At 74.4% G+C, this 14,549-nt stretch carries 11 protein-coding genes and 1 riboswitch; of the genes, 7 read left to right on the top strand and 4 right to left on the bottom strand.

The window, feature by feature from the left end; translation table 11 throughout:
• Positions 1–23 precede the first annotated feature (23 nt).
• A complete protein-coding gene (gene cobN / locus ACLVWQ_RS05385; protein ID WP_414106984.1) occupies positions 24–3,617 on the bottom strand; it encodes a cobaltochelatase subunit CobN in 3,594 nt (1,197 codons plus the stop codon).
• A gap of 101 nt (positions 3,618–3,718) precedes the next feature.
• A riboswitch (cobalamin riboswitch) is annotated at positions 3,719–3,793 on the bottom strand.
• Positions 3,794–3,894: 101 nt separating this feature from the next.
• On the opposite strand from cobN, the gene cobG reads away from it, so the two are divergent.
• The 3 genes from cobG (at position 3,895) to ACLVWQ_RS05370 (ending at position 7,381) form a co-directional block, all read left to right on the top strand.
• Complete coding sequence (cobG, locus tag ACLVWQ_RS05380) at positions 3,895–5,199, top strand: precorrin-3B synthase (RefSeq protein ID WP_414106983.1); 1,305 nt, start codon at positions 3,895–3,897, stop codon at positions 5,197–5,199.
• A 65-nt stretch (positions 5,200–5,264) separates the two neighbouring features.
• Complete coding sequence (locus tag ACLVWQ_RS05375) at positions 5,265–5,897, top strand: precorrin-8X methylmutase (RefSeq protein WP_414107404.1); 633 nt, start codon at positions 5,265–5,267, stop codon at positions 5,895–5,897.
• Positions 5,894–7,381, top strand: a complete 1,488-nt coding sequence (locus ACLVWQ_RS05370) for a precorrin-2 C(20)-methyltransferase (protein WP_414106982.1) — start codon at positions 5,894–5,896, stop codon at positions 7,379–7,381. Before ACLVWQ_RS05375 ends, ACLVWQ_RS05370 begins: the two co-directional genes overlap by 4 nt.
• Before the next feature lie 22 nt (positions 7,382–7,403).
• Here ACLVWQ_RS05370 and ACLVWQ_RS05365 read toward each other — a convergent pair whose 3' ends face one another.
• A complete protein-coding gene (locus tag ACLVWQ_RS05365; RefSeq protein WP_414106981.1) occupies positions 7,404–8,201 on the bottom strand; it encodes a cobalt-precorrin-6A reductase in 798 nt (265 codons plus the stop codon).
• A gap of 18 nt (positions 8,202–8,219) precedes the next feature.
• On the opposite strand from ACLVWQ_RS05365, the gene ACLVWQ_RS05360 reads away from it, so the two are divergent.
• Positions 8,220–9,368 carry a cobalt-precorrin-5B (C(1))-methyltransferase gene (locus ACLVWQ_RS05360; protein WP_414106980.1) on the top strand — a complete coding sequence of 383 codons (1,149 nt, stop codon included), beginning with the start codon at positions 8,220–8,222 and terminating at the stop codon, positions 9,366–9,368.
• A 44-nt stretch (positions 9,369–9,412) separates the two neighbouring features.
• Here the strand turns inward: ACLVWQ_RS05360 and cobM are convergent, their stop codons facing one another.
• Positions 9,413–10,162 (bottom strand): precorrin-4 C(11)-methyltransferase, encoded by a 750-nt coding sequence (gene cobM, locus ACLVWQ_RS05355; RefSeq protein ID WP_414106979.1) that lies wholly within the window; start codon positions 10,160–10,162, stop codon positions 9,413–9,415.
• On the bottom strand, positions 10,159–11,484 hold the full coding sequence (cbiE, locus tag ACLVWQ_RS05350; protein ID WP_414106978.1) for a precorrin-6y C5,15-methyltransferase (decarboxylating) subunit CbiE: 1,326 nt from the start codon (positions 11,482–11,484) through the stop codon (positions 10,159–10,161). Before cbiE ends, cobM begins: the two co-directional genes overlap by 4 nt.
• A gap of 163 nt (positions 11,485–11,647) precedes the next feature.
• Here cbiE and ACLVWQ_RS05345 point away from each other — a divergent pair, with 163 nt between their 5' ends.
• The 3 genes from ACLVWQ_RS05345 (at position 11,648) to ACLVWQ_RS05335 (ending at position 14,517) form a co-directional block, all read left to right on the top strand.
• Positions 11,648–12,103, top strand: a complete 456-nt coding sequence (locus ACLVWQ_RS05345) for a PaaI family thioesterase (RefSeq protein WP_414106977.1) — start codon at positions 11,648–11,650, stop codon at positions 12,101–12,103.
• Positions 12,104–12,214: 111 nt separating this feature from the next.
• On the top strand, positions 12,215–12,907 hold the full coding sequence (locus ACLVWQ_RS05340) for a winged helix-turn-helix domain-containing protein (RefSeq protein ID WP_414106976.1): 693 nt from the start codon (positions 12,215–12,217) through the stop codon (positions 12,905–12,907).
• Positions 12,904–14,517: a sensor histidine kinase gene (locus ACLVWQ_RS05335; protein ID WP_414106975.1), complete on the top strand. Its 1,614-nt coding sequence runs from the start codon at positions 12,904–12,906 to the stop codon at positions 14,515–14,517. The genes ACLVWQ_RS05340 and ACLVWQ_RS05335 overlap by 4 nt, the downstream gene beginning before the upstream one ends.
• The last annotated feature ends 32 nt before the right edge of the window (positions 14,518–14,549 follow it).

The following is a 14,549-nucleotide window of genomic DNA, read 5'->3' as shown; positions in this document are numbered from 1 at the left end:
AGTCACCGGTTCTCGGGCGGCGGTTACTCCTCGCCCTCCAGGTCCCCCTCCGTCTCCAGGTACACCTGGCGCAGCGCTTCGAGGACCGCCGGGTCCGGCTTCTCCCACATACCGCGGGACTCCGCCTCCAGGAGCCGCTCGGCGATGCCGTGCAGCGCCCAGGGGTTGGCCTGCTGGAGGAACTCGCGGTTGGTCGGGTCCAGGACGTAGGTCTCGGTGAGCTTGTCGTACATCCAGTCGGCGATCACCCCCGTCGTGGCGTCGTACCCGAAGAGGTAGTCGACGGTCGCGGCGAGTTCGAAGGCGCCCTTGTAGCCGTGGCGGCGCATCGCCTCGATCCACCGGGGGTTGACGACACGGGCGCGGAAGACGCGGGACGTCTCCTCGACGAGCGTGCGGGTGCGGACCGTCTCGGGGCGGGTCGAGTCGCCGATGTACGCCTCGGGGGCGGTGCCGCGCAGCGCCCGGACCGTGGCGACCATGCCGCCGTGGTACTGGAAGTAGTCGTCCGAGTCCGCGATGTCGTGCTCGCGGGTGTCCGTGTTCTTGGCGGCGACCGCGATCCGCTTGTACGCGGTCTCCATCTCGTCCCGGGCCGGGCGGCCGTCGAGTTCACGGCCGTAGGCGTAGCCGCCCCACACCGTGTAGACCTCGGCGAGGTCGGCGTCGGTGCGCCAGTCCCGGGAGTCGATGAGCTGGAGCAGCCCCGCGCCGTACGTACCGGGCCGGGAGCCGAAGATACGGGTGGTGGCGCGGCGTTCGTCGCCGTGCTCGGCCAGGTCGGCCTGGGTGTGGGCACGGACGAAGTTGGCCTCGGCCGGTTCGTCGAGCGAGGCGGCGAGGCGTACGGCGTCGTCGAGCAGGCCGATGGTGTGCGGGAACGCGTCACGGAAGAAGCCCGAGATGCGCAGCGTCACATCGATGCGGGGGCGGCCCAGTTCCTCGTACGGAATGGGCTCCAGGCCCGTCACCCGGCGCGAGGCGTCGTCCCAGACGGGGCGCACGCCGAGCAGGGCGAGGGCCTCGGCCACGTCGTCGCCCGCCGTGCGCATCGCGCTGGTGCCCCACAGGGAGAGGCCGACGGAGGTGGGCCAGTCGCCGTTGTCGGTGCGATAGCGCTCCAGGAGGGAGTCGGCGAGGGACTGGCCGGTCTCCCAGGCGAGGCGGGACGGGACGGCCTTGGGGTCGACCGAGTAGAAGTTCCGGCCGGTCGGCAGGACGTTGACCAGGCCGCGCAGCGGTGAGCCGGAGGGCCCGGCCGGGACGAAGCCGCCGTTCAGGGCGTGCACGGTGTGGTCGAGTTCGGCGGTGGTCCCGGCGAGCCGCGGGACGACCTCGCGGGCGGCGAACTCCAGGATGGCGGCGACCTGTTCGCCCTGGTCTGTGGGGACGGCGGCCGGGTCCCAGTCCGCGTCGTCCATCGCCTGGACCAGGGCGCGGGCCCGCGCCTCCACCTCGTCGGCGGTGGTGCGGGTCGCGGCCGACTCGTCGAGGCCGAGGGCCTCGCGCAGGCCGGGCAGGGCGGCGGCGCCGCCCCAGATCTGGCGGGCGCGGAGGATGGCGAGGACGAGGTTGACCCGGTCGGTGCCCTGCGGCGGGTTGCCGAGCACGTGCAGGCCGTCGCGGATCTGGGCGTCCTTGATCTCGCACAGCCAGCCGTCGACGTGGAGCAGGAAGTCGTCGAAGCCGTCGTCCTCGGGCCGGTCCTCCAGGCCCAGGTCGTGGTCGAGCTTCGCGGCCTGGATGAGGGTCCAGATCTGGGCGCGGATCGCGGGCAGCTTCGCCGGGTCCATGGCGGCGATCTGGGCGTGCTCGTCGAGGAGTTGCTCCAGGCGCGCGATGTCGCCGTAGGACTCCGCGCGGGCCATCGGCGGCACCAGGTGGTCGACGAGCGTGGCGTGCGCCCGGCGCTTGGCCTGGGTGCCCTCGCCCGGGTCGTTGACCAGGAACGGGTAGACGAGGGGCAGGTCGCCCAGGGCGGCGTCGGGGCCGCAGGCGGCGGACAGGCCGGCGTTCTTGCCGGGGAGCCACTCCAGGTTGCCGTGCTTGCCGAGGTGGATCATCGCGTCGGCGCCGAAACCGCCGTCCGCGTGCGCGGCGGCGATCCAGCGGTAGGCGGCGAGGTAGTGGTGCGAGGGCGGCAGATCGGGGTCGTGGTAGATCGCGATCGGGTTCTCGCCGAAGCCGCGCGGCGGCTGGATGAGGACCAGCAGGTTCCCGCGGCGCAGGGCCGCGAGCACGATGTCGCCCTCCGGGTTGCGGCTGCGGTCGACGAACATCTCGCCGGGCGCCGGGCCCCAGTGCTCCTCGACGGCGGTGCGCAGGGCGGCGGGCAGGGTCGCGTACCAGCGCCGGTAGTCGGCGGCCGCGATACGGACCGGGTTGCGGGCCAGCTGCTCCTCGGTGAGCCAGTCCTGGTCGTGGCCGCCCGCCTCGATCAGCGCGCGGATCAGTTCGTCGCCGTCCCCCGAGACCAGTCCGGGGATGTCGTCCGCGGGCCCGAAGTCGTACCCCTCGTCGAGGAGCCGGCGCAGGATCGCGACGGCGCTCGCGGGGGTGTCGAGCCCGACGGCGTTGCCGATCCTGGAGTGCTTGGTCGGGTACGCGGACAGGACGAGGGCCAGCCGCTTCTCGGCGGCCGGGATGTGCCTGAGCCGCGCGTGGCGTACGGCGATCCCGGCCACCCGGGCCGCCCGCTCGGGGTCGGCGACGTACGCCGGGAGCCCGTCCTTGTCGATCTCCTTGAAGGAGAACGGCACGGTGATCAGCCGGCCGTCGAACTCCGGCACGGCGATCTGGCTCGCCGCGTCCAGCGGGGAGACGCCCTCGTCGCTGTCCTCCCAGGCGCTCCGCGAGCCGGTCAGGCACAGGGCCTGGAGGATCGGGACGTCAAGGCCCGTGAGGGCGCCGGCGTCCCAGGACTCGTCGTCGCCGCCCGCGGACGCCTCGGCGGGCTTGGTGCCGCCGGCCGCGAGGACGGTGGTGACGATCGCGTCGGCGGCCCGCAGCTCCTCGATCAGCTCCGGCTCGGGGGCGCGCAGGGAGGCGACGTACAGGGGAAGCGCGCGAGCGCCCGCGTCCTCGACGGCGTCGCACAGGACGTCGATGAACGCCGTGTTGCCGCTCATGTGGTGGGCCCGGTAGTAGAGCACGGCGACGGTCGGGCCCTCGACGCCCTCACGGGCCGTGCGCTCCAGCGGACCCCAGGTCGGGGCGGGGGCGGGCGGGTCGAAGCCGTGGCCGGTCAGCAGGACCGTGTCGGAGAGGAAGCGGGCGAGCTGCCCGAGGTTGGCGGGGCCGCCGTGGGCGAGGTAGGCGTGCGCCTCGGCGGCGATGCCGATGGGCACGGTGGAGGCGGCCATCAGCTGGGCGTCGGGGGCCTGTTCGCCGGTGAGGACGACGACCGGGCGGCCGTCGGCGAGCAGCAGTCCGAGGCCGTCCTCCCAGGCGCGCAGACCGCCGAGGAGGCGTACGACGATCAGGTCGACGCCGTCCAGGAGGGCGGGGAGGTCGTCGATGGTGAGGCGGGACGGGTTGCCGAAGCGGTAGGGCACCTCACCGCCCGCCGCGCGAGCGCTCAGCAGGTCGGTGTCGGACGTCGACAGCAGCAGGATCATGTGGCGTCGGGCCTTCCTCGGGGTCCGCGCCCCGGGCGGTGTCGGAATGGGTCTTCCCCGCGCTCACCGGGTCGGCTAGCAACTCGTGAGCTGGGGAAAGGGAGTTCCTGGCTCACCCGGCCCCTCAGGCCGGGCTCACAGTGGCGGGACCGCGCCGGCTTCACACCGGCTTCCTCCCCTGTCGCCGTCGTGGCGGTGGCGGACCGGATGATCCACCGAAGAAGATAGTAAGGGCCGGGGGGAAAGGGCGGGGCATACAGCCTGCGGGAACGTGGGTATGCTCGCCGCCATGTCCACGCCTGCCCTCCGCCCATCGCCCCAGGCCACAGCGGTCTCACGGGACCGCGGTGACGCCTGCCCGGGGACCCTGCGGCTGCACGCGGCGGACGACGGGGCGCTGGCCCGTATCCGGATTCCGGGCGGTGTGCTGACCGTCTCCCAGGCCGAGGTGATCGCGGAGGCGACGCGGCGGCTGGGCGACGGTGAGGTGCATCTCACCTCACGCGGCAACGTGCAGGTGCGCGGTCTCGCGGACGGCTGCGGGGCCGAGCTGGCCGCACTGCTGACCGCCGCCGGGCTGCTGCCCTCGCACGGGCACGAGCGGGTGCGCAACATCGTCGCCACTCCCCTGTCGGGCCTCGACGGGCGGGGGTTGCGGGACGTACGCCCCTGGCTGTCCGCCCTCGACGCCGCGTTGTGTGCGAGCGAGGCGGCACGGGCCCTGTCGGGACGGTTCCTGTTCGCGCTCGACGACGGGCGCGGGGATCTGGCCGGACTCGGTGCCGACGTGACACTGCGGGCCGTGGCGGACGGCGGCGCGCAGCTCGCTCTCGGGGCCGGCGGTCAGGCACTGCGCGTGTCCGGCCAGGACGCGCCCCGGGCCGCGCTGGCGGCGGCGGAAACGTTCCTGGAGGCCGCGCGGGCGAGCGGATCACACGTCTGGCGGGTGGCCGAGCTGGCGCTCCCGGACGGTGAGTTGCTCACCTCACTCGGTCGTCGGCTGACCGCCGACGGCATCGGCCACGAGCCGGGGCCGCGGGAGGGCGCCCGCACCGCGGGACCGCTCCCGGGAGCGGTCGGCGAGGCCGTGTCCGTGCATGTTCCGCTGGGCCGGCTCTCGGCTCCCCAGTGGCGGGAGCTGACCCGGGTCGCCACCGGTGAGCTGCGACTGACCCCGTGGCGCGGTGTGGTTCTTCCCACTTGGGGGGCGAGCGCCGCACAGGCCGCCGAGTCCCTCGCCCGCCTCGCCGCCGTCGGCCTCGTCACCGACGCCGCCTCGCCCTGGCTGCGCGTCGGTGCCTGCGTCGGCCGGCCCGGCTGCGCGAAGTCGCGCGCCGACGTACGGGCGGACGCCGCGGGCGCGCTCGCGGCGGTCGAGGCGGCCGGCCCCGCGCACCTTCCCCTGTACTGGTCCGGCTGCGAGCGCCGCTGCGGGCACCCCCGGGGCGAGCACGTCGACGTCGTCGCCGCTCCCGAGGGCGGCTACCGGCTCTCCGCCACCCCGGCGGGACAGGAACCGCGCACCACCACCATGGACGACCCTGCCCTGCTCGCCACCGCCCTGGCGACGATCACTTCGTGACCCCGGACCTGAACCAGTACCCGAGCCCGAGCCGTTCGACGACCGAGAGCAGTGAGAAGAACACCGTGACCACGTACGACTACGAGAAGGACGGCGCGGCGATCTACCGCCGGTCCTTCGCCACGATCCGCGCGGAGGCCGACCTCGCGGCGCTGCCCGCCGACGTCAGCCAGGTCGCCGTACGCATGATCCACGCCTGCGGGATGGTCGACCTGGTACGCGATCTCGCCTACACGCCGGACGTGGTGGCGCGGGCCCGTGAAGCCCTGCGCTCCGGCGCGCCGATCCTCTGCGACGTCCAGATGGTGGCCAGCGGTGTGACCCGCAAGCGGCTGCCCGCCGGCAACGACGTGCTCTGCATGCTGTCCGAGCCGGGCGTTCCGGAGCTGGCGGCGAAGCTGGGCACCACGCGCAGCGCCGCCGCCCTGGAACTGTGGCGGGACCGGCTGGAGGGTTCCGTGGTCGCCGTCGGCAACGCGCCCACCGCCCTCTTCCGTCTCCTGGAGATGATCGACGAGGGCGCGCCCCGTCCCGCCGCCGTCATCGGCGTCCCGGTCGGCTTCGTGGGCGCCGCCGAGTCGAAGGACGCGCTCGCCGCGCACCCGTCGGGCCTCGACCACCTGGTCGTACGCGGCCGTCGCGGAGGCAGCGCCCTGGCCGCGTCCGCTCTCAACGCGATCGCGAGCGAGGAAGAGTGAGCGGCAAGCTGTACGGGGTGGGGCTCGGCCCCGGTGACCCGTCCCTGATGACCGTGCGGGCCGTCCAGGTCATCGCAGAGGCGGACGTGATCGCCTATCACAGTGCCCGGCACGGGCGGTCCATCGCCCGCTCGATCGCGGCCGGGCACATCCGTGCCGACCACGTCGAGGAGCCGCTGGTCTACCCGCTCACGACGGAGACCACCGACCACCCGGGCGGCTACCAGGGCGCCATGGACGACTTCTACGCCGAGGCGTCGGCCAAGCTGGCCGCGCATCTCGACGCGGGGCGCACGGTCGCGGTCCTCGCCGAGGGCGACCCGCTGTTCTACGGCTCCTACATGCACATGCACAAGCGGCTCGTCGACCGGTACGACACCGAGGTGATCCCCGGTGTGACGTCCGTGTCCGCCGCCGCGGCGCGGCTCGGCACCCCGCTCGCCGAGGGCGAGGAGGTGCTGACCATCCTGCCGGGCACGCTGCCCGAGGAGGAGCTGACCGCGCGGCTCGCCGCGACGGACGTGGCCGTGGTGATGAAGCTGGGGCGCACCTTCCCCAAGGTGCGGCGCGCCCTGGAGAGTTCGGGGCGGCTGGACGAGGCCCGCTATGTCGAGCGGGCCACCATGAGCGGCGAACGGGTCGGCGAACTGGCCGACGTGGACCCGCAGTCCGTGCCGTACTTCTCGGTGGCCGTGCTGCCCAGCCGGGTCGACGCCGAGCGGCCCGTGCGGGAGCGGGGTGAGGTCGTCGTGGTGGGGACCGGGCCCGCGGGGCCGCTGTGGCTGACTCCGGAGACCCGGGGCGCCCTCGCCGCCGCCGACGACCTGGTCGGTTACACCACCTACCTCGACCGGGTGCCGCGGCGGGCCGGGCAGTCGCGGCACGGCTCGGACAACCGGGTCGAGGCCGAGCGTGCCGAGTTCGCGCTGCAACTCGCCCAGCGGGGGCGGCGGGTGGCCGTCGTCTCCGGCGGTGACCCGGGCGTCTTCGCGATGGCGACCGCCGTGCTGGAGGCCGCCTCGCAGAAGGAGTACGCGGACGTCCCGGTGCGGGTGCTGCCGGGGGTGACGGCCGCCAACGCCGCCGCCGCCCGCGCGGGCGCCCCGCTCGGCCACGACTACGCCACGCTCTCCTTGTCGGACCGGCTCAAGCCGTGGGAGGTCATCGCCGGGCGGCTCGGCGCCGCCGCGGCGGCGGACCTGGTGCTGGCCCTCTACAACCCCGGTTCCCGCAGCCGCACCTGGCAGGTGGGCAAGGCCCGCGAGCTGCTCCTCGAGCACCGGGCCCCGGACACACCCGTCGTGGTCGCCCGGGACGTGGGCGGCTCCGGCGAACGCGTACGGATCGTGCGGCTGGCCGATCTGGACCCGGCCGAAGTGGACATGCGTACGGTCCTGCTGGTCGGCTCCTCGCAGACCCGGGTCGTGCGGCGCGGGGACGGCGAGGAGATCGTGTGGACGCCGCGGAGGTATCCGGAGGAGTGAGCGGGTGCGGCGCCGCGACGGGTCAGGCCGGTGAGGTGTCCGTGGGTGCGTCGTGGCCGGTCGCGCGGTTCCCCGCGCCCCGCGCGGCGTGCTCCGCGATCCAGTGCGCCGCCGCCTCGGGACCGGTCACCACGGGGACCCCGTCCGGAGCGGGCGGCCGGCGGACGACGACCACGGGCACGGCCGCCTCGCGGGCCGCTGTCAGCTTCGGTGCGGTGGCGGCGCCCCCGCTGTCCTTGGTCACCAGGACGTCGATCCGGTGGCGCCGCAGCAGCTCGCGTTCCCCGTCGAGGGTGAAGGGGCCCCGGTCGAGCACCACCTCCGTGCGGGCCGGGTACGGGGGCTCGGGTGCGTCGACGGACCGTACGAGGAACCACAGCCCGTCCAGGTCCGCGAACGTGGCCAGGCCCATGCGTCCGGTGGTGAGGAAGACCCGCCGTCCGAGCGCGGGCAGCAGCCCCGCGGCCTCCGCCAGCGAACCGGCCTCGTACCAGTCGTCGCCCTCGGCCCGGACCCAGCCGGGGCGGCGCAGCGCGAGCAGAGGAACATGGGCGCGGGCCGCCGCGCTCGCCGCGTGGAAGCTGATCGTCCCGGCGAAGGGGTGGGTGGCGTCGACGAGTACGTCCACCGCGTGCTCGCGCAGCCACGCGGTCATCCCCTCGGTCCCGCCGAAACCGCCGACACGCACGTCGCCCGGGGGCAGCCGGGGGCTGGCGACCCGCCCGGCCAGGGAACTGGTCAGCCGCAGTCCGGGGGTACCGTGCAGGAGCCCGGCCAACTGCCGGGCTTCCGTGGTTCCGCCGAGTATCAGTACGTGCATGGAGATCCGGGTCCGTTCATGAACAGCGAAGCGCAAGGTGCCGGCGAGGCCAAGGGTGGCCGGGGCGCCCAACTCAAGCACACCGGTCTGCGGTCCGGCTGGACCACGGGTGCCTGTGCGACCGCGGCCACGACGGCCGCGTACACCGCTCTGCTGACCGGGGAGTTCCCCGACCCGGTCGGTATCACGCTGCCCAAGGGGCAGACGCCGTCCTTCGCGCTCGCGGTCGAGGAGCTGGGCGAGGGGCCGACCGGCCCGTACGCGACGGCGGGGATCGTGAAGGACGCGGGCGACGATCCGGACGTCACGCACGGCGCGCTGGTGCGGGTCACGGTCCGGCACCTGAGCGCGGGTGCCGGGGTGGTCTTCAGGGCGGGCCCCGGGGTGGGCACGGTCACCCGTCCCGGGCTGCCGCTGTCCGTCGGTGAGCCCGCAGTCAACCCGGTCCCCCGCCGGATGATGCGCGAGCACGTCGCCGAGGTCGCCGGCCTGCACGGCGGCACCGGTGATGTGGAGATCACCGTCTCCGTCGACCACGGCGAGGAGATCGCCCGTTCCACCTGGAATCCCCGGCTCGGCATCCTCGGCGGTCTGTCCATCCTCGGCACCACCGGCATCGTGGTGCCTTACTCCTGCTCGGCCTGGATCGACTCGATCCGCCGGGGTGTGGACGTGGCGCGGGCGGCGGGCCGTACGCATCTCGCCGGGTGCACCGGATCCACGTCGGAGAGGACGGTCGTCGCCGAGTACGGGCTGCCCGAGGACGCGCTGCTGGACATGGGCGACTTCGCGGGCGCTGTGCTCAAGTACGTCCGCCGGCACCCCGTGGACCGGCTGACCGTCTGCGGCGGGTTCGCCAAGCTGTCCAAGCTGGCGGCGGGACACCTGGATCTGCACTCGGGCCGTTCCCAGGTCGACAAGGGGTTCCTGGCCGAGCTCGCCCGGCGGGGTGGCGCGAGCGAGGCGCTGGCCGCCGAGATCGCCGAGGCCAACACCGGCCTTGCCGCGCTCCAGCTGTGCATGGCGGCCGGGGTGCCGCTGGGCACGCTGGTCGCGACGGCGGCCCGCGACCAGGCGCTGGCCGTGCTGCGGGGCGCACCGGTCGCGGTCGACGTCATCTGCGTCGACCGGGCCGGCACCGTGGTGGGGCGCAGCGCGGTGGCCTGAGCGCCACGCGTCGGCGTTCGGTGGGCCCGGCCCCCGGTGCCCGCTCAGCGGACAGGGCGCTCGCGTTCGGTCGAGTACAGGTGGCTGTCGCCGAACTGTTCCGCGCCCAGGGTGCGCCCCACCATGATCACGGCGGTCCGCTCCACCCCGGCCTCCTTCATCTTCCCGGCGATCTCGTCGAGCGTGCCGCGCAGGATCAGCTCGTCGGGGCGGGACGCGTAGGCGACGACCGCTGCGGGGCAGTCGGCGCCGTAGTGCGGAAGCAGTTCGCCGACCACGCGGTCCACGTGCTTGGCGGCGAGGTGCAGCACGATCAGCGCGCCGCCGCGGCCGAGGGTGGCCAGGTCCTCCCCCTCGGGCATGGCGGTGGCGCTGTGGGCGATCCGGGTGAGGATGACCGTCTGGCCGACCGTCGGCACGGTCAGCTCCCGCTTCAGGGAGGCGGCCGCGGCGGCGAAGGCCGGGACCCCGGGGACGACCTCGTAGGGCACCCCGGCCGCGTCGAGGCGCCGCATCTGCTCGGCCATCGCGCTGAACACCGACGGGTCCCCGGAGTGCAGCCGGGCCACGTCGTGCCCCTCCTCGTGCGCGCGCAGCGACTCGGCGGTGATCTCGTCCAGGTCGAGCTGCGCGGTGTCGATCAGACGGGCGTCCGGCGGGCACTCGGCCAGCAGTTCGCGCGGGACCAGGCTGCCCGCGTACAGGCAGACGTGGCAGGCGGCGAGCGTGCGGGCGCCACGCACCGTGATCAGGTCGGCGGCACCGGGTCCGGCGCCGATGAAGTACACGGTCATCTGGCTTCTCCTGCTTCTCCTGCGAGGTCGTCGGCCGCGTCGGCGGCGTCGGACGTCTTCCGTACGGCCCACTGGGTCACCGGCATCGCCTGCCGCCACCCGGTGAATCCGCCCACCGGCACGGCGTGCGCGACCGCGAGCCGCACCAGTTCCCCGCCGTGGCGCCGGTGGGCGTCGGCGAGCACCGCCTCCGACTCCAGCGTCACCGTGTTGGCGACCAGGCGTCCGCCGGCGGGCAGCGCCGCCCAGCACGCGTCGAGGAGGCCGGGCGCGGTGAGGCCGCCGCCGATGAACACGGCGTCCGGCGGCGGGAGTTCGGCCAGGGCGGCGGGCGCCGCTCCGGTGACGACCCGCAGTCCTGGGACACCCAGCCGGTCGGCGTTGCGGGTGATGCGCTCGGCCCGTACCGGATCGCGCTCCACGGAGAGGGCCCGGCACGAGGGGTGCGTACGCATCCACTCGACGGCGATCGAGCCCGAGCCGCCGCCGATGTCCCACAGCAGCTCACCGGGTGCCGGGGCGAGCACACCGAGCGTGGCGGCGCGCACGTGCCGCTTGGTGAGCTGCCCGTCGTGCTCGTACGCCTCGTCCGGCAGTCCGGGTACGGCGCCGAGCCGCAGGGCGCCCGGGGCGCGGCGGCATGCGACGGCGACGATGTTGAGGGGGTCGCCGGGCGGGTGCGGCCAGTCGTCGGCGGTGGCCTCGTCGGTCGTACGTTCCCTCGCGCCGCCGAGCTGTTCCAGCACCCGCATCCGGCTCGGGCCGAAGCCGCTCCCGCGCAGCAGGGCGGCGACCTCACCGGGGGTGGCGGCGTCCGCGCTGAGCACCAGGAGCCGCCGGCCCTCGTGCAGGGCGGCGGCGAGGCGGGCGCCCGGCCTGCCGACGAGCGTGACGACCTCGACGTCCTCCACGGGCCAGCCGAGGCGCGCGGCGGCGTAGGAGACGGAGGAGGGGTGCGGCAGGACCCGCAGTTCGCCGCCGGGCACCTCGCCCAGCACCTCGGTGAGGGCGCGCCCGATGCCGTGGAACATCGGGTCGCCGCTGGCCACGACGGCGATCCGGCGCCCTGCGTGCGACGCGAGAAGGCCGGGGACGGCGGGGCGCAGGGGCGAGGGCCAGGTGACCCGTTCCCCGGCGCACTCCGGCGGCAGCAGGTCCAGCTGGCGCACGGCGCCGATCAGGACCTCGGCGGCGCGCAGTGCCGTGCGGGAGGGGCCGGGAAGGCCCTCCCACCCGTCGGCCCCGATCCCGACGACGGTGACAGCGGTGGTGCCCGCGGCGGCGGTGGCGGAGGGCGGCGGTCCGGGTCGGGCGGGCGTCACTGCTCGGTACCTCGGGGTTCGGGGGGCGGGGGCCTTGAGGGGCTGCAGATCGCACTGTACTGGGCGCCGACCTGCGCACCTGTGCTCGGGTCGATGACATGAGCCCGGCCGTGAGCCCTGGAGTTCATGGCCCGAAGCCGTCCGCCCGAGATCGAGGAGCGCCGTGGAAGACCCGGCAGAGCAGGAACAGGCGAGCCCCGAGGTGCGGGCCCGTATCCGGACCAGTTTCGACCGCCAGGGTCTGATGGCGCACCTCGGCGCCCGGCTGGCGCACATCGGACCGGGGCGGGTGCACATCGTGCTCCCCGCCCGGCCCGAAGTGACCCAGCAGCACGGCTACTTCCACGCGGGGGCGACCAGCGCCGTCGCCGACAGCGCGGGCGGTTACGCGGCGTTCACGCTGTTCCCGGAGGGCACGTCCGTGCTCACGGTCGAGTACAAGATCAACCTCCTGGCGCCCGCCGTCGGCGACCACATCGAGGCGGTGGGGACGGTCCTGAAGTCGGGGCGCACGCTGACCGTGTGCCGGCTGGACGTCTTCGGCGTCCGGGACGGCGGCCGGACGCTCGTCGCGGCGGGCCAGCAGACGCTGATCCGCCTGAACACACCGGAGCAGTGACGTAGTGAAGTACCGGGCCCGTACGCCGACTTGAGCGCCCGGGGAGGAGGGCGAACCCGGTGGCCCGGACGCCCCGCCGGGCCCTCGCACCGCACCGTCTAAGCTCCGGCCATGCGCATATTGGTCTTGGAGGACGATCCCGAACTGGGGCCCGTCGTCGCAGCTCAGCTGCGTGACGCGGGGTTCGCGGTCGACCTCGCGCGGACACTGGCCGCAGCCGATCTCAAGCTCTCGGTCAACGACTACGACTGTGTCGTGGCCGACCGCTCGGTGCCGGACGGCGACTCGCTCACGCTGCTCGCCGAACACCGCAGGGCCGGATCGGCGCTGCCCTTCCTGATGTTGACGGCGCTGGACGCGGTGAGCGACCGTGTGGCCGGCTTCGAACACGGCGCGGACGACTATCTGGTGAAGCCCTTCGCGTTCGCCGAACTGGTCGTACGGGTGCGGGCGTTGTGCCGCAGGGAGCGGTCCGCGCGGCTGCCGGTCCTGCGGGCCGGCGACCTGGAGGTCGATCTTCCCCGGCGTCGGGTGTCCAGAGCCGGGGTCCTGCTCAGTCTGTCCGCGAAGGAGTTCGCCGTGCTGGAGGTGCTGATGCTGCGCGCGGGCGAGGTGGTGACGCGCACCGAGCTGATCGAGAGCTGCTGGGACGAGGCGAGCGAGCCCATGTCCAACGTGGTGGACGTCCTGATCGGCCAGTTGCGGCGACGGCTCGGGCCGCCCGATCCGATCGGGACGGTGCGCGGCGTCGGTTACCGGCTGGGCGGAGCCGGCCAGGGGCCGGCCGCCGGGGCACGCGCGTGAACCGCCGGCAGGCGCTCGCGAGCGCGCACCGGCTGCGCGCACTCGTCGGCGCGAAGGGACTGCGTCAACTCACGGGCGTGGGCGGGCTCCGCGACATCGCCGACGCGATCCGCCCGGACCCTCGGCGCCCCGCGGAGGGGACGGCCGACCGCGGTGGTCCGACAGCCCCGCACCCCGTCACGTACTCCGCCACGTCACCCGCCGCGGTCCGGCTGCGGCGCACCCGCCGGCTGATGACGATCCTCTTCGCCTCGACGACCGCGGCCTGTCTCGTCGTACTCGCCACCGTCGCGATCCGCATCGACTCCGAGTCCCGCAGGTCCGGCCTCGACCACGAGGTCGACAGCCGCGCGGTCGGCCTGTCGCGGGCGATCTGGTTCGACGACGGCGCACTGCACCTCGACCCGCTCCGCGAGGACGAACTCGCCCGGAGCGCGGAGGTGTTGGCCGTCCTGCAGGCGGCTCCCGGAGAGTCGCCCTCGGTGTGGAACGTCGTGCCCGCCCGGTCCGCGCTGCCCGAGAAGGACTGGCTCGACCATGTCTGGCGGAGCGTCCGGGAAGAGGAGGACACCGTGGTCCTCAGCGCCCCCTCCGAGCGGGGCGGGCGGTTCCGGTGGGCGGCGGCCCCCGTCTGGGACGACGACCGGGTCGGTGGGGCCGTGCTCGTGGGTACGGAGCTGACCCGCAGCGAGGACGATCACAACGACCTCGTGCGGTGGCTGGCGCTCGGCTGCACGGCTCTGGTCTGCTGTGCGGCGGCGGTCGGCCATCTGCTGTCCGGCCGGGCCATGCGTCCGGCCCTGGTCGGGCTGGGGCAGCAGGAGCAGTTCCTGGCCGAGGCGGCGCACGAGCTGCGTACACCGCTGGCGACGCTGCGGCTCGTGGTGGAGCGGCAGGGTTCCTCCGAGGAGGCCCTCCGGCTGGTGGACCGGCTGAGCCGGCTGGTCACGGGGCTGCTGGCGCGGGCTCGTGCGGAGTCCGGTGCGCAGCGGGTCGAGCTGGTGCCGCTGCGGCTCGACCAGTTGGTGGAGACCACGGTGGAGGAACTGCCGGACCACGGGAGCGTGTCGGTGCGCTCCGAACCGGTGGTGGTGCTCGGCGATCCGGATCTGCTGGCCCAGGCGGTACGGAACCTGGTGGAGAACGCCCAGCGGCACGGTGGCCCGGCCGGCTCGCCCGTGGAGGTCACCGTGGCACCGGGGCTGGTCACGGTCCGGGACCACGGAGCGGGCGTGCCTCACGCGGACCGGGAGCGGGTCTTCGCCCGGGGTGTGACCGGCACCGGGGTATCCAGGGCCGCCGGGGTGACGGGAGCCGCCTCAGGGCCGGGACCGAGGCCGGGATCAGGGTCCGGGTCGGGGGCGGAGACTCACGCGGGATCGGGCAGCGTCCCTGGCCCCGGAACCGAGGCCGTCCCGGGAACGGGTGCGGGGCTCGCCATCGTCCGCTGGGTCGCCGAGCTGCATCACGGCACCGCTCAGCTCGTGGACGCCCCCGGCGGCGGTCTGACCGCCGAGCTCCGACTGCCGGGTCATCTGCCCGGGACGCCCCCGTCCTCGCCGTCGTCCTCATCCTCGTCTCATGAAGGTTCCGACATCGTGGGCGCATGAACTCTCCGCGCGGTCGCCGAACTCCTGCTCGC

The sequence above is a fragment of the Streptomyces sp. CWNU-52B genome (assembly GCF_047444975.1).
Classification (GTDB): domain Bacteria; phylum Actinomycetota; class Actinomycetes; order Streptomycetales; family Streptomycetaceae; genus Streptomyces.
Note: the sequence above shows the minus strand (reverse complement) of the source record. Positions and strands in the feature narration are given on the sequence as shown.